General features: G+C 71.1%; 20 protein-coding genes. 12 read left to right on the forward strand and 8 right to left on the reverse strand.

What is annotated here, in order from left to right:
- Positions 1-23: 23 nt before the first annotated feature.
- From VLJ82_RS17030 to VLJ82_RS17040, 3 genes are all read left to right on the forward strand, one after another.
- Positions 24-422, forward strand: coding sequence for a polyketide cyclase / dehydrase and lipid transport (locus VLJ82_RS17030; protein WP_408664557.1), 399 nt, complete (start codon positions 24-26; stop codon positions 420-422).
- 65 nt (positions 423-487) lie between these two features.
- Complete coding sequence (locus VLJ82_RS17035; RefSeq protein WP_408664558.1) at positions 488-925, forward strand: SRPBCC family protein; 438 nt, start codon at positions 488-490, stop codon at positions 923-925.
- Positions 925-1,881 carry an ROK family glucokinase gene (locus tag VLJ82_RS17040; protein WP_408664559.1) on the forward strand — a complete coding sequence of 319 codons (957 nt, stop codon included), beginning with the start codon at positions 925-927 and terminating at the stop codon, positions 1,879-1,881. The genes VLJ82_RS17035 and VLJ82_RS17040 overlap by 1 nt, the downstream gene beginning before the upstream one ends.
- An 82-nt stretch (positions 1,882-1,963) precedes the next feature.
- On the opposite strand, the gene VLJ82_RS17045 is transcribed toward VLJ82_RS17040, so the two are convergent.
- Positions 1,964-3,346, reverse strand: a complete 1,383-nt coding sequence (locus tag VLJ82_RS17045; protein ID WP_408664560.1) for a hypothetical protein — start codon at positions 3,344-3,346, stop codon at positions 1,964-1,966.
- Positions 3,347-3,566: 220 nt separating this feature from the next.
- Between VLJ82_RS17045 and VLJ82_RS17050 the strand changes: the two genes are divergently transcribed.
- The 3 genes from VLJ82_RS17050 to VLJ82_RS17060 all read left to right on the forward strand — a co-directional run bounded on the left by VLJ82_RS17050 (position 3,567) and on the right by VLJ82_RS17060 (position 6,164).
- A complete protein-coding gene (locus tag VLJ82_RS17050; RefSeq protein ID WP_408664561.1) occupies positions 3,567-3,986 on the forward strand; it encodes a DUF4232 domain-containing protein in 420 nt (139 codons plus the stop codon).
- A gap of 151 nt (positions 3,987-4,137) precedes the next feature.
- Positions 4,138-4,815, forward strand: a complete 678-nt coding sequence (locus VLJ82_RS17055) for a S1 family peptidase (protein WP_408664562.1) — start codon at positions 4,138-4,140, stop codon at positions 4,813-4,815.
- 449 nt (positions 4,816-5,264) lie between these two features.
- A complete protein-coding gene (locus VLJ82_RS17060; protein ID WP_408664563.1) occupies positions 5,265-6,164 on the forward strand; it encodes a S1 family peptidase in 900 nt (299 codons plus the stop codon).
- Between the two features lie 147 nt (positions 6,165-6,311).
- On the opposite strand, the gene VLJ82_RS17065 is transcribed toward VLJ82_RS17060, so the two are convergent.
- Positions 6,312-7,070: an SDR family NAD(P)-dependent oxidoreductase gene (locus VLJ82_RS17065; RefSeq protein ID WP_408664564.1), complete on the reverse strand. Its 759-nt coding sequence runs from the start codon at positions 7,068-7,070 to the stop codon at positions 6,312-6,314.
- A gap of 76 nt (positions 7,071-7,146) precedes the next feature.
- On the opposite strand from VLJ82_RS17065, the gene VLJ82_RS17070 reads away from it, so the two are divergent.
- Complete coding sequence (locus tag VLJ82_RS17070) at positions 7,147-8,349, forward strand: cysteine desulfurase-like protein (RefSeq protein ID WP_408664565.1); 1,203 nt, start codon at positions 7,147-7,149, stop codon at positions 8,347-8,349.
- 108 nt (positions 8,350-8,457) lie between these two features.
- Here VLJ82_RS17070 and VLJ82_RS17075 read toward each other — a convergent pair whose 3' ends face one another.
- Both VLJ82_RS17075 and VLJ82_RS17080 read right to left on the reverse strand, forming a co-directional pair.
- Positions 8,458-10,833, reverse strand: coding sequence for a hypothetical protein (locus tag VLJ82_RS17075; protein WP_408664566.1), 2,376 nt, complete (start codon positions 10,831-10,833; stop codon positions 8,458-8,460).
- Positions 10,834-10,995: 162 nt separating this feature from the next.
- The gene (locus VLJ82_RS17080) at positions 10,996-13,101 is read right to left on the reverse strand and encodes a hypothetical protein (protein WP_408664567.1); all 2,106 of its coding nucleotides are present in this window, start codon (positions 13,099-13,101) and stop codon (positions 10,996-10,998) included.
- A 317-nt stretch (positions 13,102-13,418) separates the two neighbouring features.
- Between VLJ82_RS17080 and VLJ82_RS17085 the strand changes: the two genes are divergently transcribed.
- Positions 13,419-14,204 carry a neprosin family prolyl endopeptidase gene (locus tag VLJ82_RS17085; RefSeq protein ID WP_408664568.1) on the forward strand — a complete coding sequence of 262 codons (786 nt, stop codon included), beginning with the start codon at positions 13,419-13,421 and terminating at the stop codon, positions 14,202-14,204.
- 149 nt (positions 14,205-14,353) lie between these two features.
- A complete protein-coding gene (locus VLJ82_RS17090; RefSeq protein ID WP_408664569.1) occupies positions 14,354-15,082 on the forward strand; it encodes an endonuclease/exonuclease/phosphatase family protein in 729 nt (242 codons plus the stop codon).
- On the opposite strand, the gene VLJ82_RS17095 is transcribed toward VLJ82_RS17090, so the two are convergent.
- The 4 genes from VLJ82_RS17095 to VLJ82_RS17110 all read right to left on the reverse strand — a co-directional run bounded on the left by VLJ82_RS17095 (position 15,032) and on the right by VLJ82_RS17110 (position 19,689).
- Entirely contained in the window at positions 15,032-17,149 is a 2,118-nt protein-coding gene (locus VLJ82_RS17095) for a S9 family peptidase (RefSeq protein ID WP_408664592.1), read from the reverse strand. The genes VLJ82_RS17090 and VLJ82_RS17095 overlap by 51 nt on opposite strands.
- Positions 17,150-17,869: 720 nt before the next feature.
- Positions 17,870-18,106, reverse strand: coding sequence for a hypothetical protein (locus tag VLJ82_RS17100; RefSeq protein ID WP_408664570.1), 237 nt, complete (start codon positions 18,104-18,106; stop codon positions 17,870-17,872).
- Between the two features lie 115 nt (positions 18,107-18,221).
- Positions 18,222-18,902, reverse strand: coding sequence for a hypothetical protein (locus VLJ82_RS17105; RefSeq protein WP_408664571.1), 681 nt, complete (start codon positions 18,900-18,902; stop codon positions 18,222-18,224).
- Position 18,903: 1 nt separating this feature from the next.
- A complete protein-coding gene (locus VLJ82_RS17110) occupies positions 18,904-19,689 on the reverse strand; it encodes an alpha/beta hydrolase (protein ID WP_408664572.1) in 786 nt (261 codons plus the stop codon).
- A 192-nt stretch (positions 19,690-19,881) separates the two neighbouring features.
- On the opposite strand from VLJ82_RS17110, the gene VLJ82_RS17115 reads away from it, so the two are divergent.
- From VLJ82_RS17115 to VLJ82_RS17125, 3 genes are all read left to right on the forward strand, one after another.
- On the forward strand, positions 19,882-20,655 hold the full coding sequence (locus VLJ82_RS17115; protein ID WP_408664573.1) for a lysophospholipid acyltransferase family protein: 774 nt from the start codon (positions 19,882-19,884) through the stop codon (positions 20,653-20,655).
- A 29-nt stretch (positions 20,656-20,684) separates the two neighbouring features.
- Positions 20,685-21,197, forward strand: a complete 513-nt coding sequence (locus VLJ82_RS17120; RefSeq protein WP_408664574.1) for a polyadenylate-specific 3'-exoribonuclease AS — start codon at positions 20,685-20,687, stop codon at positions 21,195-21,197.
- 94 nt (positions 21,198-21,291) lie between these two features.
- Positions 21,292-22,317, forward strand: a complete 1,026-nt coding sequence (locus tag VLJ82_RS17125; protein ID WP_408664575.1) for a 6-phosphofructokinase — start codon at positions 21,292-21,294, stop codon at positions 22,315-22,317.
- Positions 22,318-22,320 lie beyond the last annotated feature (3 nt).

Genomic DNA, 22,320 nt, shown 5'->3' on the forward strand with positions numbered 1-22,320 from the left:
GCCTGGCGTGTCATCCTGCCGCAATGCACCCGCAAGTCCACCTCGTCGACGACACCTGGATCGATGCCGCACCCGAAACAGTGTCGGTCGAGGTTCGCGATCCTGCCAACTGGCAGGCCTGGTGGCCCTATCTGCGGCTGACGGTGACCCGCGACCGCGGCGTCAAGGGGGTGCAGTTCGCGGCCGAGTCCGGGCCGTCCGGAAGGTGGCCGGCCCTGACCGGCACGGTGGAGATCTGGCTGGAGCCGTTCAAGGCCGGCGTCATCCTGCACCACTTCCTGCGGCTGGCACCGGCCGATGGCCAGCAGTTGCCGCCGCGGGTGACCCGCCGGGCGAACCGGCGGGCCGGCTGGCACGCCAAGCAGGTGTTCTGGCGGCTCAAGGACAGCCTGGAGTCCCGGCCGCGGGAGACCAGCGGCTGAGGCTGGTGCCGGTGCTCCCGGTGTCCAGTGCCGCCGGCCGGCAAACTCGACGGTAACCTTCGCCCATGGCCGATGAGTCAACCCAGTCGATCACCATCAACGCAGCTCCGGCCGCCGTGATGGCGGTGATCGCCGACTTCGCCGCCTACCCGAAGTGGGCCAAGTCGGTGAAGTCCACCGAGGTGACCAAGCCGGGCCCGGACGGGCGTGCCGAGCAGGTCGCCTTCAAGATCGACGCGGGCGGCATACGCGACGAGTACGAGCTCGCCTACACCTGGCACGACGACCTCGAGGTGTCCTGGACGCTGGTCAAGGGCCAGATGCAGAAGGCCCAGCGCGGCTCCTACACCCTGGTGCCCACCGGCGCCGGCACCACCGAGGTGACCTACAACCTGTCGGTGGACCTGGCGATGCCGATGCTCGGCATGCTCAAGCGCAAGGCCGAGAAGGTCGTGATGGACACCGCCCTCAAGGAGCTGAAGAAGCGCGTCGAGACCGGCTGATGCCGCTCGCGATCGGGGTCGACATCGGCGGCACCAAGGTGGCCGGCGGGGTGGTGGACGACCAGGGCCGGGTGCTGGACACCGCCCGGCGTGCCACCCCGGGCAACGACGTCGGGCAGACCCAGGCGGTGATCGTCGAGGTGGTCTCCGAGCTGGCCGGCCGGCACCCGGTGTCCGCGGTCGGCATCGGGGCGGCCGGCTGGATCGCCAACGACCGGGCCACCGTACTGTTCTCCCCGCACCTGGCCTGGCGCGACGAGCCGCTGCGCGACGCGCTGGCCGGCGCCATCGGGGTGCCGGTGCTGGTGGAGAACGACGCCAACGCCGCGGCCTGGGCCGAGTACCGGTTCGGCGCGGCCCGCGGAGCCCGGGTAGCGGTGATGGTCACCCTGGGCACCGGGATCGGCGGCGGGCTGGTGCTCGACGGGGCGCTCTACCGCGGGGCGTACGGGGTGGGCTGCGAGTACGGGCACATGAGCGTGGTGCCGGACGGCCGCCGGTGTGCCTGCGGCAACCGGGGCTGCTGGGAGATGTATGCCTCCGGCACCGCACTGGCCCGGGACGCCCGGGAGCTGGCCGCCGTCTCGCCGGTCGGGGCGCACCGGCTGATGGAGCTGGCCGGTGGCGAGCCGGACCGGCTGACCGGGCAGCTGGTGACCCAGGCAGCCCGGGAGGGCGATCCCGCGGCGGGAGAGATCTACACCGCGATGGGACGCTGGCTGGGCCGCGGGCTGGCCGATCTCGCGGCGGTGCTGGATCCCACGGTGTTCGTGATCGGCGGCGGGGTGTCCGAGGCCGGCGACCTGCTGCTTGCCCCGGCCCGGCAGGCCTTCGGCGAGACCCTCACCGGACGCGGCTACCGGCCGGCGGCCGAGGTCGTGCTGGCCGAGCTGGGGCCGCAGGCCGGCCTGGTCGGGGCGGCCGACCTGGCCCGCGCCCCAGCCGCGCCGCCCTGAGCCGGACGCGTTGAGCCGAGCCGCGGCGCGGTGAGCCGCACCGAGCCGGGCCACCAGGTGCAGCCGCGCCGAGCCGGGCCTTTCAGGAAAGCTCGTGGAAGCAGCAGGAGCCGGTGGCGCCGCTGACCATGTTGAGCACCGCGTTCTGGTTGGCGACCAGCCCGCCGCGCAGGTACATCCCGGAGTAGCCGCGGGCGCCGAGGAAGGCGCCCCACACCAGCAGCCACTCGGTCGGCCCGTCGTCGGACGGGAACAGCTCGGTGTGCGGGTGGATGCGCCGCTGCAGCACGAACTGCTCGTTCATCGACTCCCGCAGCAGCGCGGCCCAGGCGTCGGGCTCGGTCTGCCAGCCGGGGATGACGCCGGCGCCGCCGTGCAGCATCACCGGCTTGAGGATCAGCTCCTCGCGCTGGTCGAGGGCATATTCCTCGAGCAGCACGCGGCGGCCGTCCACGGTCACCGGCCCGGGCCGGACGGTGCGGGTCCAGGGCAGGATCCGGTCCAGCACCTCCAGCTCGTCCGGGCTGAACAAGCCGCGGTTGGCCTCGTCCGACAGCAGCGCCAGCGCGCCCTTGCTGCTGTAGAGCTCGGCGTCCATCGGGGAGAAGATCTGCACCTTGCCGCGCTCGGCGGCCCGCAGCACCGGCTCGATCAGGCCGGGTCCGCTGGGGTCGAGCAGGTCCTCGATCAGGAAGAGCCGGTAGATCACGTCCACCTTGCGGCCGTCCAGCCAGACGTCGTACTGCTCGTCCACCCGCAGCTGGCCGAGGTGGCAGGCGAAGGTGTCCATGCCGCGCCGGGTCAGCGCGGCGGCATTCTTGTGCAACTGCGGTTCCAGCTCGGGGTAGCTGGCGGGCCAGTCGCAGAACGCCACCACCGGACGGGTACCCGGGGCGGCGTTGCACTCGGCCAGCAGGGTCTGGGCGACCTCGTCCATGGTGTCGATGTAGCCCAGGTTGTGCTCGGCCGCGAACTCGGCCATGAACGGCTGGTCCATAAACGCCCGGATCAGACCGCCGCTGTCGATGCCGCCCAGGGCGGCGCTCATGTTGTACTCCAGCACCCGGAAGCCGCCGTCGTCGAAATACAGGTCGGCCCGAGACAGCCGGCTCGGCGCGTTGCCACGGCCCCGCACGATCGCGTCCACCTGCTGGCGGGGCACGCCGGTGGCCAGCGCGAAGGCGCCCAGGTCGCCGCCGAACAACCGTTCCGGCAGGCTGGTCAGGCACCGGTACAGGGTCTCCAGATCCGCTCCCAACTGCCGCACCTGTTCGCGCTGCAGCAGGCCGGGCCGGGTCAGGCAACGACCGTCGAAATGGGTTCCCACCGTCACCGGCTGCACGGCGGCGTGAAATTCACTGGCCTTGATCCCGCTGGCGGCAAAGGCTGCCAGGTAGGCCTCGGTGAGCTTGTTGTGGTGGACCTGCGCGCTGTGCGTCGGTGCTGCCGTTGCTGACTCGATCACGAGCTGCTCTCCCGCCCTGTTCCTTCGCCGTGCCCTCGATGACTGCCGTTCGAACGCCCACAGGCTAACCCAATGCAGACACTCGGGACAGAGCCATTGCAGTCAGGGAAGGGGGTTCAGAAATAAATTTGATGTCGTACTACTTCGGACGCCGAATGCGAATCCCGCCGGCCGGTGCCGCAAGTTGCCGTGGCCGCCGGCAGCGGGAATGCTGCTGGGGATGACGGAGAACGAAGTGCCCGAGGCCGGTCCCGACGATGTCGCCTTCAGCCTGACCTGGCAGCCGGACGGCGAGGCACTGCGGGGGGAGCTGGCGGCTCGTAATGTCGGCAACCGCCGGGTGCGGCTGACCGGCAAGCCCCGGATCGTCCCGCTGGATACCGCCGGCCAACCGCTGGCCGCGGAGGCGATCATGACCCTGGAGCTGCTCGTTCCCGGCTACGTCGAGCTCGAGCCGGGGGAGTCGGCGACCGCACCGGTTGGCTGGGCGGGCTGGGACGGGCCCGCCGCCGGGCCGCGGGTGCGCGTCGGGTGGCCCGGCGGTCAGGTGGACGTGGCCGCCGACGGCCCGCGCGAACCGGCCGGCAACGGGCCGGCCACCAACCTGTGGAGTTCCTGGTTCGTCCGCGCCGACTCCTAGCCGGGGACCCGGTGGCTGCGACGGAGCCGAGCGCGATCCAGGGGTATGGAAAACATCCTGGTTGGGATAGCTTGTCCTGATTAGGGTGCGCAGCGTGTCTCCGGAGCCGGAGGCGCCGACCACCGGCGCCCCGGGCTGGAGGAGGCTTTCCATGACACGACCCCGCAGGCGCACCGGCATCCTCGCGGCCGCCGTCGGCGCGCTGGTGGCCGGCACCCTGCTGCTCGCCCCGGCCGACGCCGCCGCTGCCGCCGGGGTGCAGGGTGGCGACGCGGTCTACAGCGGCCAGTACCGCTGCACGCTCGCCTTCAACGTGCGCGACGCCAACGGCGCGTACTACTTCATCGCCTCCGGGCACTGCGGGGCGAGTGTCGGCTCGGTCTGGTACTCCAACTCGACCCACACCACCGCGCTGGGCACCACGTTCGCGGTCTCCTCGCTGGGCGGCGGCATCGTGATCGTCAAGTACCCCGCCGGCGTCGTGCCGCCCGGCAGCGTGGACCTGCACAACGGCAGCAGCCAGGACATCACCACGGCGGTCGACCCCTACGTCGGGGAGGCGGCCAAGCGCAGTGGCAGCACCACCGGCGTGCACAGCGGCAGCGTGACCGGGGTCAACGTGACCGTGAACTACCCCGAGGGCACCGTCACCGGCCTGATCCGGACCAACATCTGTGCCGAGGGCGGCGACACGGGCGGTCCGCTGTTCGACGGCACCAAGGCGCTCGGCGTCCTGGTCAGCGCAAGCGGCAACTGCAGCAGCGGTGGCACGACCTTCTATGAGCCGATCACCAAGATCCTGGCGGCGTACGGCCTCAGCGTCTACTAGCCGGCGGCGCCCGCATCGGCGGCACGACCCGTTTCCAGCCGGGCTCCCGAGGCGCTGGTGCCTGTTCGCCGACCGCCCAACGACGCTTTCCGTTGGCAGTTCTGTGCTGCCCGCGAGGGATTTCGCGTTCTGGTTCGCACTTCCGGAAATATGTTGAGCCTTCACATTTCCGATAGCGCTACCGGAAACCTTTATGCGAACTCCAGCGAAACAGATGTATAGAGATAGTCAGATTTCTGTTGGATAAAGGTGAAGTGGCGGAGTAATTCTCTTTGAAACTCTTGTCCTGATAACGAAACGCATGCTAGACCTGAATGCACTCGGAATTGTCTCTTTCCTTGCGTAGCGTTCTGCGTTTCCCCCGAAGGACCTACGAGAAGGAATCTGCCTGCCGAGCCCTTCTGAGCGTGCTACCCCCGGCGCGCTCTTCCCCTATCAGGAGGCTCGTAGTGAGACTTACCCGCACCTCGGTCCGCACCGGCGCTGTTGCCGTTGCGGTCGGCACGCTGGCAACAGGAACCCTGCTGCTCGCCCCCGGCACGCAGGCCACTCCGTCAGCTGCTCCGGCGTCGGCAGCCACCCTCAATGCCGCCGTCCATATCCTCGACACCACGGCTCGTATCCCGGGTACCGCATGGGCGATCGACGCCCAGACCCACCAGGTCGTCGTGTCGCTCGACCAGAGCGTCACCGGCACCAAGCTCACCAAGATCAGCGCCGTGGTCGCCAAGCTCGGCAACGCAGTCCGCACCGAGCGGGTTGCCGGCACCTTCCACAAGTACCTCGCCGGTGGCGACGCCATCTACGGCGGCCAGTACCGTTGCTCGCTCGGCTTCAACGTGCGCTCGGGCAGCACGTACTACTTCCTGACCGCCGGCCACTGCGGCAACATCGCCTCGACCTGGTACGCGAACTCCTCGCACACCACGGTGCTGGGCAACACCGCCGGCAGCAGCTTCCCGGGCAATGACTACGCGATCGTGCGCTACACCAACGGCAGCGTGCCGCCCGGCACCGTCGACCTGTACAACGGCAGCAGCCAGGACATCACCTCGGCGGCCAACGCCTTCGTGGGTGAAGCGGTCAAGCGCAGTGGCAGCACCACCGGCGTGCACAGCGGCAGCGTGACGGCGACCAACGCCACCGTCAACTACGCCGAGGGCACCGTCACCGGCCTGATCCGCACCACCGTCTGCGCCGAGGGTGGCGACTCCGGCGGTCCGCTGTTCGACGGCACCAAGGCCCTGGGCCTGACCTCGGGCGGCAGCGGCAACTGCAGCAGCGGTGGCACGACCTTCTTCCAGCCGGTCACCGAGCCGCTGTCCGTGTACGGCGTGTCGGTCTACTAAGCCGGCAGTTCCTTCCAGCAGTACCAGTTCCACCCCTCCAGGTAAGTAGCACCACCCAGGGCCGGCCGCCCGCGCATCGCGCGGGCGGCCGGTTCACTGTCCGGCTCATCGCGGTGGCCGGCCGGGTCTACCGGTGGCCGCCCGCCCTCAGCGCAGGTAGGACGCGCCGTTGGCGTCGAGGACGGTGCCGCTGATCCACACCGGCGCGTCGGTGGCCAGCCACGCCACCGCCCGGGCGATCTCGGCAGGCGTGGCGACCCGGCCGAACGGGCTCTGGGCCCGGACCGCGGCACCGTCCGGGCCGTCCAGCACGGAGCGGGCCATCTCGGTGTCGACGAAGCCCGGGGCGACCGCGGCGGCCAGGATCCCGTGCGGGGCGAGGGCCACCGCCAGCGACTGGGTCATGGCGTGCAGCCCGGCCTTGCTGGCGCCGTAGCCGGGCGTGGCGGGCTCGCCCCGGTACGCGCCCCTGGAGCCGACGCTGATCAGCCGGCCGCCGGCGGGGCCGGCCGCGCGGTGCAGCAGGTGGTCGACGGTCAGCCACGCCAGGTTCGCCGGGGCGAGCAGGTTGAGCTCGACGGTGTCCCGCCAGGCCTGCTGCCAGTCGCGGTAGCCGGTGGCCGCGATCGGGTGGGCGGTGAACACGCCGGCGTTGTTGACCAGCACGTCCAGCCCGCCCAGCCCGTCGATCGCCTCGGCGACCAGCCGCGCGCAGGTGTCCGGGTCGGTGAGGTCGCCGGTCACCACCAGGTGGCCGGTGCCGGGCAGCGCCGCGCGCACCCGCTCGGCGGCGTCCCGGTCGCGTCCGGCGTGCACCGCGACCCGGTGCCCGGCCGCCGCCAGCTCGTGCGCGATGGCCGCGCCGATGCCACGGCTGGCTCCGGTCACCAGGCTGCAGGTCGTCACGGGGTGCGACGGTACCGGTTGCCGTTTACCCGCAGGCGTTTTACCCGCGCTCGGCGTCGATGAGAGAGTGGCAGCCATGAGCTTCGACGTATCCGCCGTTCGTACCGGGTTCCCGGCGCTGGCTGCCGGCACTGCCTACTTCGACGGGCCGGGCGGCTCGCAGACCCCGCAGGTGGTGGCCGACGCCATCGCCGGGGCGTTGCGGGCGCCGCTGTCCAACCGGGGCACGGTGACCCGGGCCGAGCGCAACGCCGACGACATCGTGCACGCCGCCCGGGCCGCGGTGGCCGACCTGCTCGGCGCCGACCCGCGCGGCATCGTGTTCGGGCGCAGCATGACCCAGCTGACCTTCGACATCGCCCGCACGCTGGCCGGCGGCTGGACGGCCGGCGACGAGGTGCTGGTCAGCCGGCTGGACCACGACGCCAACGTCCGGCCCTGGGTGATCTGGGCCGAGCGGGCCGGGGCTACCGTCCGCTGGATCGACTTCGACCCGGAGTCCGGCGAGCTGGCCGTCGAGCACGTCACCGCCCAGCTGTCCGAGCGCACCCGGCTGGTCGCGGTGACCGGCGCCTCGAACCTGATCGGCACCCGGCCGGACCTGGCCGCGATTGCCGAGGCGGTGCACCGGGCCGGGGCGCTGCTCTACGTCGACGGGGTGCACCTGGCCGCGCACGCCTCCGTGGACGTGGCCGCGCTCGGCGTGGACTTCTTCGCCTGCTCGCCGTACAAGTTCTTCGGCCCGCACCTGGGCGCGCTGGCCGCCAGCCCCGAGCTGCTGGAGCAGCTGCACCCGGACAAGCTGCTGCCTTCCACCGACGCGGTGCCGGAGCGCTTCGAGCTGGGCACCCTGCCGTACGAGCTGCTGGCCGGCACCACCGCGGCGGTGGACTTTCTCGCCGGACTCGGCGGCAGCTCCGCCGGCTCTCGGCGCGAGCGGCTCCTGGCGTCGATGGCCGCGGTCGAGGAGTACGAGGACGGCCTGCGGCAGCGCATCGAAACCGGCCTCGCCGAGCTGGGCCCGGTGACGCTGCACTCGCGTGCCCGGCACCGGACGCCGACGCTGCTGGCCACCTTCGCCGGCCGGTCCGCGGCCGACGCCTACCGATTCCTGGCCGAGCTGGACGTCAACGCCCCGGCCGGCAGCTTCTACGCCTACGAGCCGGCCCGCCGGATAGGACTGCCGGACGGCGGCGGCCTGCGGATCGGGCTGGCGCCGTACAACGACGACTCCGACGCTGCCCGGCTGCTCGAAGGCCTGGCCAAGTTCCTCGGCTGATGAGCTGGCTCCGCTGGGCAAACCTGACCTGCAAGCTTGCCCGGGCATAGCACCGTCGGGCTGGGACGGATGCCGGCCGGGTTCGTCCGGCCGGCATCTGCCCTGACGTCAGCCGCCGGCTGCCGGTCGCGGGCTCCGGCAGCAAATCCGGTCCGAGGCCGTGAGCAGCGCCCGGGCCTGCGCCTGCAGCGACGTCAGCTGGCCGTGGGTGGGAGCCTGCCCGGCTGCGGCGGCGATGAGCACGTCCTTCATCTTGGCGGCGACCCGGTCCCGGGCGTCGGCCAGCGCCAGCAGCCTGTCCTGCTCGTCGGTGAAGGCGGAATCGTCGCTCGCCGACCCGGACGCCAGCGCCGCACTGTCGGCGATCAGGGTGTTGGTGGCGAACTCGCCGACGCTGGAGTTGAGCTGCTGGTAGGCCACCGCCAGGTCGGCGGTGTCCCGCAGCGCAGCGGACGGGTGCGCCAGGGCCTGGCTGATCACCCGGCCGTCGGTGGGGTAGTCGTCGGTGAGCCCGACCAGGTGCAGCAGGGTGGGCCGCAGGTCGGTCTCCTCGACCCAGGTGCCGACCGTGCTCGCCTGCGGCACCGTCCGGATGGAGTTCGGGTCGGACGGCTGGTTGCCCGCCGCGGGCTCGGGACCGTCCAGGCCACGGGCGGCCACCCCGGGGCCGACCAGCGCCGACCAGGTCACGTCGATGTTGGGGCTGTAATAGCCGTGGTTGTAGGCAAATCCGTTGTTGATGCTGACGTTCGGCCCGGACGTGGAGAAGAAGTAGTCCGGCTTCGGGAACAGGGTGTAGGTCGGCGTGCGCAGCGGATCGGAGGTCTGCAGGTGCAGGATCCGCTGCTCGATGGCACCGGCCTGGTAGTTGGTGATCCGCTCGTTCGGCACACCGGCATAGGGGTTGTCGCCGGTCATCGCCGCGGTGTCCCGCTGCAGCTGGCGAACGGCCGGGTCGGTCGGAGCCGGCTGGCCGTGCACGTAGATCGCCGCACCCTGCGGCTCGAGGTCGAACGCCGTGCCGCTGCTCGCGGTGGCCGACAGCAGGCCCTTGATGTTGGCCTGCAGCTCACCGATCTGGGCGGTGGTGTAGTGGCAGGCCACCGTCACGCCGTCGCAACCGGCCGGCGTCGGCTGGGTCGCCCGGCCGACATTGGCTCCGGCGAACTGGTCGTTCTCCTCCGCGCTGATCACGAACTCGGTGTTCGCCGGGGTGATGCCGTCGGCGGCCAGCCGCCGGAAGAAGGTGGCGAAGGCGGCGTCATAGTTCTGCGCGTTGGTGATATAGCAGCTGTCACCGGGGCCGATCGGCTTGCCGCTGCCGGTCGCCGAGGCCGAGGTGCAGCCGCTGGTGCCGGCCTTGCGCTCGTGCAGGTCGGAGATATAGCCGTAGGTGACCGGGATGCCGCTCTCCTGCATGTCGGCCAGGTAGGCCAGCGACTGGGTGGCGGTCGGGCTGAAGCCGGGGAATCCGGGCTTGTTGGCAAAGGTATTGATCAGCGGGTTGCCGTCCAGGTCGGTCAGGTTGCCGGCCGCGTCGGTGACCGGGTAGCCATTGCGGGTCAGCGACGGGGTGCCGGCGCCCAGCACCGGGGCGACGTACTTGTGCCCGAACAGCGCCTGGTAACCGGAGTAGCCGCCGGGCTCGGTGGGCAGCACGTCGGCCACCGCGGACGGCGACGGGGTGGCCTGGCCGAACTTCACCGCTTGGGCGTCGGCGCAGGTGGCATCACCGGCGGCGCAGTGCACCGCAACGCCGACGTAGTCGGCGGTCTCCGGGTCCTTGAACGAGGACGGGTCGGCCTGCCACTGGGCAACCTCGGGCGAGTTCGGCCCGAACACGGTCGGCAGGTCCAGCGCGGTGTTCTCCAGCACCATGTTGGCGGTGGAGAAGTCGCCGACCGAGCAGCCGGCCCGGGTGAACGGCACCCAGGGCGCCGGGGTCTGCTGGCCGGTGTTGACGGACCTGGCCGGCACCGAGGCCGAGTACGCCATGCTCGGCGCGGTGTCGTGGCCCGGCGTCGGCGTCGCCTTGGTGTCGAACACCGGCGAGGTCCAGTACGCGAAGGAGCCGGCCGGGTCGGTGCTGCCGTCCGGGTTGTAGGTCTTGTAGGAGTTGCTGACCGGCTGGCCGTGCCGGTCGCCGTACAGGCCGGTGTAGATGGTCAGGCTGTCGTCGGCGGTGTGCGCGATCAGCGGCGTGTGGGTGTTGGAGAACACGGTGCCGTTGGATTTCAGGAAGTCGAGCAGGTGCGGCATCTGCTCGAGGTCGGAGGGCACGTCGGGGTTGTCCCGGGAGAAGTGCACGTTGTCGAACACGATGCTGATGACGTGCTCGACCCCGTTGCCCAACCGGCACGTCGCCGGCCCGGAGGCTGGTGGGCTGGCAACGGCACTGGCCAGGCCGGCCAGTGCGACGGCTGTGCTGGTGGCGAGCGCCGAGGCACATACGACGGCGACGCTTCGTCGGGTGAGATGGCGCATGCGAACCTCCCGGAATGGACCAAAGCAGCTCACCCTAGCCCCGGGCAATACCCTTGCAGAACCCCTGGAAACTGAATTTCTGGCCAACTGTGGACATGGTCCACCGGCCGGATGTGCCTGTAATGAAGGCCTAATGAGACCCTGATGTCGGCAAACTGAAGATCAGGGCACCGGGACGAAGTCGATGGTGACCTTGACCTTCCTGATGTAGAGCACCCGGTTGTAGGTGAAGCTGTAGGCCAGGCTGTCGAAACCCCAGACGTGCGCGCCGAGCGGCAGCGGCTTGAAGTTGCCGGTGAAGGTGTGGGTGATCGGAAGGTTCTTCGAGATCGGGTGCGGCGGGGTGTTGGGTTGCCGGTAGCCGTTGACGTACCAGATGAAACCCGACTCGGCGACCGGAGTGATCTGGGTCGAGCCCGCCGCCGGGGGCGTCAACCGGATGCCGAAGGTGCCCATCCGCAGCCGGCACACGTTGAGCAGGTCGAGGGTCGCGCCGGGGTAGTGGCCGCGGTAGGGCTTGTTGCAGAACAGCGGGGGCGGCGGGGGAGGCTCGCTGTTGGGCACCTGTGCCGGCTGGGCCGGCACGCTGCCGCTGGTCTGGGTGCTGGTCTGGGTGGTGCTGGTGCCGTCCTCGGCGACGGCCGTATCGGTGGTGCTGACCGTGATCTGCGGGTCGGTGGCGGCCGGCGGAGTGGCCGGGGCGTCGTGGCCGATCTCGACGTAGAAGAGCGCCGGGTCCGACTCGGTACCGTTGGCGTCCTGCGCGATGACCACCAGGTTGTGCGGGCCCTCGGTGGTGATCCCCAGTGAAATGCTGCCAGAACTGCCGTCGACGACGGTCAGCGGTCCGTCGTCCAGGACGTACTCGAACCGGGCGGCAGAAGTGTTTCCCACCCCCGGCGGGGCGGTGAAGGTGAAGGTGGCGCCGGCGTCCGGCACCGCGTCGAACTGGCCGTCGGTGAACGACGAGGACGTCACCGTCGGGGTGGCCGGTGCGGTGGCCCGGAACCATCCCTGGGCGTCGACCACGACGTCGATCGCACCGGGCCCGCCATTGCGGATGTTGATGGTGCCGTCGGCCGCCGGGGCGACGATGGCCAGGTCGGTGCGGTAGGTGTTGGCGGCGGTGTAGTTCAGGTTGGACGTCGCGGGTTCCGGCTGGTCGCCGGGCCACAGCCGCAGGTAGCCGCCGGCCGTGGTGTTCGCGCCGTTCTGCACGGTGCGCAGGTTCAGCGCCACCGCGGCCAACCCCGCCGCGACGCCGGGCAGGCCGCCCACCCCGGCCACCGGCAGCGTGAGCACCGAGTTGCCGGCGATGGTGCGCACCGGCGCCACCCGGGTGTCGAGCAGTCGCACGGCGGCCGGTGTGAACGTTCCGGCCGCGGCGCGCGGGGTGAAGTAGCCCTGGATGTCGATGATCAGGTCCAGTGGTCCGCCGGCCCCGACCAGCACCGAGAACTCCCCGGCGCTGCTGAGCGGAACGGCCACCGACACCGCCTGGGTGGTGTCGTCGAAGTCCAGGGCGCCGGTGCTCGGCACCGGCGTGCCGGTCGCGTAGGTGCGCAGGTAGCCGTTGCCGGCCTGATTGAGGACCGCGATGTTGACGTAGACGGCGCTGGCGTCGGCCGGTATGCCGGCCAGTCCCGCCGGTTGCAGGGTGAGCGCCGAACCGGGTTGGACCTGGTACTGCGGGACGCTCAGGCCGCTGCGGGTGTCGCCGATCCTGGTCTGGTTGACCGCCACGAACCCGCCCGGCGCGGTGGAGCTCCCGGCGGTGAAGTAGCCCTGCACGTCGATGATGAGCTGGACCGCATGGTCGGCGACGACGTGCAGCGTGCCGTCGGCGTGCAGCGCCACCAGCGCGGTGTTGGACACCGAGTCGCCCGGGTTGAACACCAGCGCGGTGCCGGTCGGGGTGGCCACGTCGCCCGGTGCCACGCTGACCGAGCCGATGCTGCCGGCACCGACCGCGGTCAGCGACAGGGCCAGCGCGCTCACCCCGCTGGTCGGAATGCCGGCCTGGCCGGCCGCGGCGACGGTGCGCACGCTGCCGGCGGGCATCGCGGTGGAGTAGCCGCCGGTGCCGTTGCGGGTGTCGAGCAGCCGCCCGACGGCAGGCACGAACAGCCCAGCGGTACCGGCCTCGTCGGCCCGGGCCGGAGCGCCGTGCGGCGCCGTCGCCAGCTGGGCCGCGGAGACCATGCCGGCCACCAGCGCGAGCACCAGCACCGGGGTCACCGCGGGCAACCCGCCCCGCCGACGCCTCATCCGAACCTCCGCAGTTCTTCGCAGGAAAGGAGCACCGCCCCGGGCCGGATGTTCAGTTCCGGTATGGGAATGCGGGTAGCGGCGGCACAAAGTAGCACTGCAGACAGGTGCGAAACGACAATTCACAAAGAATCCGGCTGCCCGGTTTCCAGGCGATACCTGTTCGCCTGCCGGGCAGAGGGCGGCTGTGCGTCCAGCGAGAGTGGCCGCCGAGTACTCACTCAGACCTTACGAAACCTGAATGATTCATTCCAATTCGATACAATCTCTTTCGAGGCGGTAGCTGAGCCGCTGCACGTAACCGAGGAGGCCTGTACATGAAACGCATTGTGTTCGCAGTAGCCGCGGCGATGGCGGCGTTCCTGGTCGCGACGCTCGGCCCGGGTGCCCAGCCGGCGGGCGCGGCGGCCGGCACCGGATGCGCGTTGCGCACCACCACCCCCACCACCCAGTACTTCTGCCACGCCGGCGCCTACCAGTACGTGACATCAGACGGGGCGTACATGTCCACCCCGGTGCAGTCCCCGGCGGTGTCGAGCGCCGACTGGCACAGCCTCGCCGAGCTGGCGGTCGAGTCGGCCGACGGCCGGCAGATCATCGAGATCGGCTGGCGCATCTACCGGCCGGACGGCCCGACGCCGCGGCTGTTCGTCTACCACTGGGTCAACGGGGTGGGCAGCTGTTACAACACCGGCTGCGGCTACGTGTCGAACTCCTCGACCATCACGCCGGGCATGGCGCTGACCCCGTCGAGCACGCCGGTGCAGTTCGCCATCGAGTACTTCCAGGGCAACTGGTGGTACGGCTACAACGGCACCTGGTTCGGCTACCTGCCGGGCTCGTTGTGGAGCGGCACGTTCACCAAGGCCGGCCTGGTGCAGGAATTCGGTGAGGTGTCCTCGACGGTGGCCAGGCCCTGCACCGACATGGGCAACGGCTACCTGGGCACCAGCGCCTCGGCTGTCTCGGTGAGCGGGGTCGGCTACTACAACTCCACCACCGCGGCCAACCTGACCCGGGTCACCCCGGACGACTCGACGCTGTATGACAGCCAGCTGACCTCGGCGAACAGCTTCCGCTACGGCGGGCCGGGCGCCTGCTGAGGTTTCCCCGCAGGGACAAGGCCACTCCGGTCAAGCACCGGGGTGGCCTCGCCGCGTCCGGTCGCTCCGGCGACCCAGCGCTCCCGACGGGCCTCGCAATGGCCGGGGATCTCCGGACGCGGGCACCGGCAACTGCCAGGATGGGGGCCGTGACCACGCTGCGGCTGCTGTCCTACAACGTCCGGTCGATGCGCGACGACGTCGACGCGCTGGGCCGGGTGATGCGCGAGATCGCCCCGGACGTCGCGATCATCCAGGAGGCGCCGCGGTTTCTGCGCTGGCGGTACCAGTGCGCGGCGCTGGCCCGCCGGGCCGGCCTGGTGCTGGTCACCGGTGGCCGGGCCTGCGGAGCGAACCTGGTGCTGTCCTCGCTCGCGGTCGACGTGCTGGACACCTACGAGCTGGCCTTCTCTGTCGACCGGCGCCTGCACCACCGGGGCTCGGCCGTCGCCGTCCTGCGACGAGCCGGTGCGAGGTTCGCGGTGGCCGGCACCCACCTGGATCTGATCGAAGCCCCCCGGCTGCGGCACCTGGACGAGCTGGCGGACTTCACTGCCCGGTTCGTGCCGGCGGACGTGCCGCTGATCGTCGGCGGCGACATCAACGCGGTGCCGGCCTCGGCGACCTGGCAGCGGCTGCAACGGTTCGGCACCGACGCCTTCGCCGCGGCCGGCACCGGCGACGGCTTCACCTACTCGACCGTAGCGCCGGTCCGCCGGATCGACGGGGTGTTCGCCGACCCGCGCCTGCAGCTGCTCAAGGCCGAGACCGTCGACACCGCCGACGTCCGGATCGCCTCCGACCACCGGCCGCTGGTGGTCGAGTACCTACTTGCCGATGCCCAGCACGTCGAGCTGCCAGGCCAGGCTGAACGATAGCTCCCGCCAGGCGTCGTAGCGGCCGCTACGACCGCCGTGCCCGGCCTCCATCTCGGTCTTGAGCAGCACCGGCGCCGGGTCGGTGGCAGTCGCGCGCAGCTTCGCGACCCACTTGGCCGGCTCCACGTACAGCACCCGGGTGTCGTTCAGGCTGGTGACCGCCAGGATCGCCGGGTAGTCCTTGGCCTCGACGTTCTCGTACGGCGAGTAGGACTTCATGTACGCATAGACCTCCGGGTCGGCCAGCGGGTTGCCCCACTCCTCCCACTCGGTCACCGTCAGCGGCAGCGACGGGTCGAGGATGGTGGTCAGCGCGTCCACGAACGGCACCTGCGCGACGATGCCGCCGAAGGCCCGCGGCGCCAGGTTGGCCACCGCACCCATCAGCAGGCCGCCGGCGCTGCCGCCCTGGGCGACGATCCGCTCCGGACGGGTCCAGCCGATCCGCACCAGGTGCTCGGCGGCGGCGACGAAGTCGGTGAAGGTGTTGCGCTTGGCCAGCATCTTGCCCTGGTCGTACCAGTGCCGGCCGAGCTCCCCGCCGCCGCGCACGTGCGCGATCACGAACACCACGCCGCGGTCGAGCAGGGACAGCCGCGGGATGGGGAAGTTCGGGTCGATCGACACCTCGTAGGCGCCGTAGCCGTACAGCACCACCGGGGCGTTGCCGTCCAGCGCCACGTCGACCCGGCGCACCACCGACAGCGGCACCAGGGTGCCGTCGCCGGCCCGGGCCCACTCCCGGGACTGCACGTAGTCGGCCAGGTCCACCCCGCCGAGCACCGGCTGGCGCTTGCGCAGCAGCAGCTCCTTCGACGGCACCGCGTAGTCGTAGACGGTGTCCGGGGTGACCAACGAGCGGAAGGTCAGCCGGTAGCCGGTGGCGTCCCAGTCCGGGTTGTTTCCGGGCAGCACGGTGTAGAGCGGCTCGTCGAACTCGATCTCCTCCGGTGCGCCGAAGCCCGCGCCGGTGCGCGGCAGCACCGCCAGCCGGGTCAAGCCCTCCCTGCGCAGGTACAGCATCGCGTGCCCGGCGAAGGCGTCCACCGACAGCAGCCGGCGCTCGGCCGAGCCCGGGATCAGGGTGCGCCAGTTCGCCGCGCCGGGATCGTCCAGCGGCGCCGAGCTCAGCTCGAAGTTGGCCTCGTTGCTGTTGTGCACGATCAGCAGCTGGTCGCCGGCGTGCTCGACGTGGTACTCCACGCCCTCGGTGCGCGGCTGCACCACCACCGGCTCGGACAGCGGTGCGTGCGCGTCCAGCAGCCACACCTCGCTGGTCAGCTTGCTGGCCACCGAGATCTCGATCGCCTGCTGGTTGCGGGTCAGCCCGATGCCCACCCAGTACCGCTCGTCGTCCTCGGTGAAGACCACCACGTCCTCGGAGGCGTCGGTGCCGACCAGGTGCCGCCAGACCCGGTTGGGACGCCAGGAGTCGTCCACGGTGAGGTAGAAGACCGCGCTGGCGTCGGCCGACCAGGCCGAGGAGTAGAACACCCCGGCGACGGTGTCGGGCAGGTCCTCGCCGGTGGTGAGGTCCTTCAGGCGCAGGGTGAACCGCTCGTCGCCGGTCAGGTCCAGCGAGTAGGCCAGCAGGGTGCCGTCCGGGGACGGCTCGAGAGTGCCGAGGGCGAAGAAGCCGGAGTCGGCGGCGATCCGGTTGCCGTCCAGCAGCACCTGCTCACCAGGCGGCGCTCCTTCCTCGCCGCCGTCCTCGCCGATGGTCGGCGGGACGTCGCCGGTGGCCGGCAGCCGGCAGTGGATCGAGTACTGCTGGCCCTCCACCGTGCGGCTGTAGTACCAGAACCCGCCGCGCCGGTAGGGGACCGACAGGTCGGTTTGCTTGGTCCGGGTGACGATCTCGTCGAAGATCTGCTGCCGCAGCGGTTCCAGCCGGGCGGTGCGGGCCTGGGTGTAGGCGTTCTCCGCCTCCAGGTAGCCGATCACTTCCGGGTCGGCCTTGTCGCGCAACCACTCGTAGTCGTCGACGAAGGTGTCGCCGTGGTGCACCCGCTGTACCGGCTTGCGTGCGGCGACGGGCGGCTGCGGTTGCTGCGGCTGGTCGGACATCTGTCCGAGGCTACCGGCCCCGGCAAGCAACTCGGTGTCAGGCAGCAGCACGGTGTCAGGCAGCAGCACGGTGCCCAGCGGTGGCGGGTGCTCGCCGAAGTAGCGGTCCTCGGCGGCCAGCCAGGCGAGCTCCGGCTGTCCCAGCGCCCCGTCCCGGGCGATCCAGCGGCGCTCGCGGACCGGGCGCGGCACGTCCAGGAAGATCGCCACCGACAGCCACCCGGCGCACGCGGCGATCGCCGACACTCCCTCGACCAGCAGCACGGCGGGCACCGGCACCGCGACCGTCTCGGCGAAGCGCATCGCGTGCCAGTCGAAGCGCCGGTAGCTGCCGGGCCGGCCGGCCGCCAGCGGCTCCAGGACGCCGGCGCGCAGCCGCGGCCAGAAGCTGAACTGGCCCTGCCAGCCGTCCAGCAGCAGGTCGGTGGACAGCACCGCGGCGCCGTCCAGCCGGGCGGCCAGCGCCGCGGCCAGGCTGGACTTGCCGGCTGCCGCGCCGCCGTCGACGGCCACCACCCGGACCTGCCCGCACCGTGGCTCGGCGGCCCGGACCAGGTCGGCGAGCGTCGTCAGGTCGGCGAGCTTCGTCAGGTCGGCGAGCGTCGTCAGGTCCGCCGGCGGCCCGGCGAACTCCTCGGGGCTGGCCACGGCACCCAGCCTAGGCGCGGGCTGTCGTTTCCCCGGCCCGCTGTGTTCCCCCGGGCTGCCGTGTTCCGGCTGTCATGCGCTGAGCAGCCGTTCCCGGCGCACCGCGCCCAACCACCGCTCCAGGGGCAGCGAATCGCCCCGGGCCACGGTCACCCCCGCATGCAGCAACACCGGGTAAGGGCTCCGCGCCAATTCCGCGACCTGCGGCCTGGCCCGGAACGCCTCCCGTTCCTCGGGGCCGAACTCGTCCGGGCTGTTGCCGGTGAGCCGGCACCACACCTCGAACACCAGGTCCTGTCCGGTTCTCATCCTGACCGCCTTTCCCGCGGCACGAGCCGCACGCGATCACTGTGCGTTGCCAGGATGGCTGCGCGGACACCACCGGGTGACCGGCGGGCGAACATCGACCGGCGAGCGGGCGGGCTCAGACCACCGCGCCGTCGTCGTCGGAGTCGTCGCGCGGTTCCGGGCGCAGCCGCAGCACCAGCAGGCCGGAGCCGAACAGCACCAGCACCACGCCGAGCGGCAGCGGCAGGTCGGCCGGCAGCCCCATCCGGTAGCCGAAGGCCAGCACCAGGACGCCGAGCAGGGTGACCAGCACCGCCATCGCGGTGGGCAGGGTGGGCCGCGGCACCGGCGGGGCCGGCGGCGGCACGAAGTGCTCGACCTCGTCCAGCGGGTCCGGGGCGGCGGTGCCCAGCGGGCGGACGGTGGGCGCGGCGGCCGGCGGCCGGTCCAGGTCGCGCAGGTCGGCGACGATCCGGGCGAACTCGGCGTCGGTGTCGATGCCGGCCAGCGGATCGACCGGCGGCTCCTCCCGCGGCCGGTCCCAGTGCCGGTGCTGGGCCACCTCGATGCCGAGCTCGGAGGCGATCTCGGTCAGCACCTGGCGGGCCTCCGAGGTCAGGTCGGCGGCCACGTACAGCCGGTCGGCGGTCACCGGGTCACTGGCCGTGGTCGGCTCCACGTAGGCCGGCACGTCCCGCAGGCCTAGCACGTCGAGCAGGTGGTCGGCCAGTCGCGGGTCGACGTCGGCGACGGGTGAGAACTTGTCCGAGTTCAGGCCGTTGTCCCGGCGGCCACGGTGCGAGGCGGGCGAGCTCACGTCAGTCGCCGACGCTGGTACGGGCGTGCTCGGTGATGAAGTCCACGCTGCCGGCGAAGATCAGCTCCGCGTCGTGGTCGACGGTGGCCACGTGGTAGCTGTTGGCCAGGCTCACCTCGCGCACCGTGGTGGCGGTGGCACCGGCGTGCAGCAGCTTGGCCGACAGCGCGTCGACCACGTGGTCCTCGGCCGAGTGGTAGTACAGGATCGGCACCCGGATCTTGCCCAGGTCGGCGATCACCAGCCGCCACATGGCCTGCATCGACACGAACGCGCGCAGCGGCGTCCGGTCGTAGCTCAGCTCGGCCATCCCGGGCTTCTTGATGTCGCTGCCGATGCCGGGCCGGGAGCGCACCGCCCAGGCGAGGTAGCGGGCCAGCGCCGCGTCCTTGCGCATGGTGCCCAGCGCGACGTTGACCAGCACCAGGCCGGACAGCTTGCTCGACGGGTCGTCGGCGAGGTCCTCGGCCAGCCGGATGACCAGGGCGCCGCCCATCGACAGCCCGCACGCGAACACCGTGTCGCAGCGCTCGGCCAGCTCGGCGTAGCCGGCCCGGACCTCTGCGTACCACTCGGTCCAGGTGGTGCGGTTCATCTCCTGCCAGGTGGTGCCGTGCCCGGGCAGCCGGGGCAGCCGCACCGAGTAGCCCTGGGCGGCCAGGTACTCGGCCCACGGCCGCATGCTCTGTGGGGTGCCGGTGAAGCCATGGCTGATCAGCACGCCGGTCCGGCCGGCGGCGCCGCTACCGTCGACCGCGAACGGCTCGGCACCTGCGAGGATCGGCACGCGCGATCTCCTTTGCGTCTGGCTGGTTCCATTCTGCCGTGGCCGGTGCCGTCCTGGCGAGTCCCGGAAAAAGCCCCGGAAGCCTTTCACGCCCCGTCCCGGCGCGCGGGCGGGTCAATTGTGAGCCAGGTCCCGGCCAGACTATGGTCGAGGCACCCTGAGCAGTTCGGGAATCTGGGCTGGAGGCGCTGAGTGCTGTACTGGTTCCTGAAGACCATCGGGCTCGGCCCGTGGTTGAAGGCGATCTGGCGCCCCTACGTGGAGGGTGCGGAGAACGTGCCCGCCACCGGCGGCGCGATCCTGGCCAGCAACCACCTCTCCTTCTGCGACTCCTTCTTCATGCCGCTGATGGTCAAGCGGCGGGTCACCTTCCTCGCCAAGGCGGAGTACTTCACCACCCCCGGCCTGAAGGGCAAGCTGTCCCGGATGTTCTTCGCCGGCGTCGGGCAGGTGCCGATCGACCGCGACGACGCCGACGCCGCCAAGGGCGCCCTGACCACCGGCGTCCGGATCCTGCGCAAGGGCGAACTGCTGGGCATCTACCCGGAGGGCACCCGGTCCCCGGACGGCCGGCTGTACAAGGGCAAGACCGGGGTGGCCCGGATGGCCCTGGAGGCCGGCGTGCCGGTCATCCCGGTGGCCATGATCGACACCGAGAAGATGATGCCGACCGGGCGCAAGCTGCCGCACCTGCGGCCCCGGCCCGGCGTCCGGTTCGGCAAGCCGCTGGACTTCTCCCGCTACGAGGGGCTGGCCGGCGACCGGTTCGTCGAGCGGTCGATGACCGACGAGATCATGTACGAGCTGATGCAGCTGTCCGGCCAGGAGTACGTCGACACCTACGCCAGCAAGGTCAAGGTGGCCACCGGAGCCGACCTCGGCTTCGGCGCCCGGCGCGGCCTGATCCACCCGGACGCGGTGGGCAGCACCTCGCACGACCGGCTGCCGGTCGAGCGAGCCGGCTGAGCCTGCAGACGGGCCGGCTCGCCACACCGATGCGCTATTTCTACGACTGCGAGTTCATCGAGGACGGCCAGACCATCTCGCTGGTCTCGATCGGCTTCGTCGACGAGAACGGCCGGGAGTTCTACGCGGTCTCGACGGAGTTCGACCCGTCCCGGGCCATCGACTGGGTACGCCGCAACGTGCTCAACCAGTTGCCCTCGCCGGCCGACCCGGCCTGGCGCTCCCGGGCCCGGATTCGGGAGGACCTGCTGGCCTACCTGACCGCGCCGGGCGAGCCGATCGAGCTGTGGGCCTGGATGGCCGGCTACGACCACGTCGCGCTGGCGCAGCTGTGGGGCGACATGCGCGCCCTGCCCCGCCAGATCCCGCGCTTCACCCACGAGCTGCGCCAGCTGTGGGAGAGCGCCGGCTCTCCGCCGTTGCCGATTGCCGGCGAGGACGTGCATGACGCACTGGCCGATGCGCGGCACAACCTGGCGCGCTGGAGACTGATCACCGAAGCTCTCGCGGCCGGCTCGGCCCGCCCTGCCGGTGGTCGCTAGGCTCGCAAAACCGACAGCGCCGTCGATCCACCCGTTGCCCAGAGAAGAACAGTGCCTGCCGGGATAGCGGCAGCCGCACAGGAAGGACCGCCAGATGCGTATCGGTGTACTGACCGGTGGTGGGGACTGCCCCGGACTGAACGCGGTGATCCGCGCCGTGGTCCGCAAGGGCATCGGGGTGTTCGGCTACGAGTTCGTGGGCTTCCGGGACGGCTGGAAGGGCCCGCTGGAAGGCCTGACCATGCCGCTGGGCATCGCCGAGGTGCGCGGCATCCTGCCGCGTGGCGGCACCATCCTGGGCTCCTCGCGCACCAACCCGTTCAAGATCGACGGCGGCGTGGCCAGGATTCGCGAGAACCTGCACAGCCTGGGCGTCGACGCGCTGATCGCCATCGGCGGCGAGGACACCCTCGGGGTCGCCACCCAGCTGCACGAGCAGGGCGTGAACGTGATCGGGGTGCCCAAGACCATCGACAACGACCTCAACGCCACCGACTACACCTTCGGCTTCGACACCGCGGTCAACATCGCCATGGAGGCCATCGACCGGCTGCACACCACCGCCGAGTCCCACCACCGGGCCCTGATCGTGGAGGTGATGGGCCGGCACGCCGGCTGGATCGCCCTGCACGCCGGGATGGCCGGCGGCGCCAACGTGATCCTGATCCCCGAGCAGCGGTTCTCCATCGAGCGGGTATGCGCCTACGTGCAGAGCCGGTTCGAGTCCCAGTACGCCCCGATCGTGGTGATCGCCGAGGGCGCGATGCCGCTGGAGGGCGAGATGTCGACCGTGGACAAGGGCGTCGACGCCTTCGGCCACGTCCGGCTCGGCGGCATCGGTGACTGGCTGGCCTCCGAGATCGAGAGCCGGACCGGCAAGGAGGCCCGCACCACGGTGCTCGGCCACATCCAGCGGGGCGGCACCCCGACCGCCTACGACCGGGTGCTGGCCACCCGGTTCGGGCTGCATGCCATCGACGCGGTGCACGCCGGCGACTGGGGCAAGATGGTGGCCCTGTCCGGCACCGAGATCATCCGGGTGCCGCTGGCCGATGCCACCAAGACCCTCAAGACGGTGCCCAGCGAGTTCTACTCCGAGGCCGAGGTGTTCTTCGGCTGAGCC

Source organism: Jatrophihabitans sp. (assembly GCF_035474675.1).
Classification (GTDB): Bacteria; Actinomycetota; Actinomycetes; order Mycobacteriales; family Jatrophihabitantaceae; genus Jatrophihabitans_A.

What these genes read in the sequence shown, in the direction of transcription:
- VLJ82_RS17030 (WP_408664557.1), top strand. Translation starts at nt 24, where the DNA reads ATGCACCCGCAAGTCCACCTCGTCGACGACACCTGGATCGATGCCGCA.
- VLJ82_RS17035 (WP_408664558.1), top strand. Translation starts at nt 488, where the DNA reads ATGGCCGATGAGTCAACCCAGTCGATCACCATCAACGCAGCTCCGGCC.
- VLJ82_RS17040 (WP_408664559.1), top strand. Translation starts at nt 925, where the DNA reads ATGCCGCTCGCGATCGGGGTCGACATCGGCGGCACCAAGGTGGCCGGC.
- VLJ82_RS17050 (WP_408664561.1), top strand. Translation starts at nt 3,567, where the DNA reads ATGACGGAGAACGAAGTGCCCGAGGCCGGTCCCGACGATGTCGCCTTC.
- VLJ82_RS17055 (WP_408664562.1), top strand. Translation starts at nt 4,138, where the DNA reads ATGACACGACCCCGCAGGCGCACCGGCATCCTCGCGGCCGCCGTCGGC.
- VLJ82_RS17070 (WP_408664565.1), top strand. Translation starts at nt 7,147, where the DNA reads ATGAGCTTCGACGTATCCGCCGTTCGTACCGGGTTCCCGGCGCTGGCT.
- VLJ82_RS17075 (WP_408664566.1), bottom strand. Translation starts at nt 10,833, where the DNA reads ATGCGCCATCTCACCCGACGAAGCGTCGCCGTCGTATGTGCCTCGGCG.
- VLJ82_RS17080 (WP_408664567.1), bottom strand. Translation starts at nt 13,101, where the DNA reads ATGAGGCGTCGGCGGGGCGGGTTGCCCGCGGTGACCCCGGTGCTGGTG.
- VLJ82_RS17085 (WP_408664568.1), top strand. Translation starts at nt 13,419, where the DNA reads ATGAAACGCATTGTGTTCGCAGTAGCCGCGGCGATGGCGGCGTTCCTG.
- VLJ82_RS17095 (WP_408664592.1), bottom strand. Translation starts at nt 17,149, where the DNA reads ATGTCCGACCAGCCGCAGCAACCGCAGCCGCCCGTCGCCGCACGCAAG.
- VLJ82_RS17100 (WP_408664570.1), bottom strand. Translation starts at nt 18,106, where the DNA reads ATGAGAACCGGACAGGACCTGGTGTTCGAGGTGTGGTGCCGGCTCACC.
- VLJ82_RS17120 (WP_408664574.1), top strand. Translation starts at nt 20,685, where the DNA reads ATGCGCTATTTCTACGACTGCGAGTTCATCGAGGACGGCCAGACCATC.
- VLJ82_RS17125 (WP_408664575.1), top strand. Translation starts at nt 21,292, where the DNA reads ATGCGTATCGGTGTACTGACCGGTGGTGGGGACTGCCCCGGACTGAAC.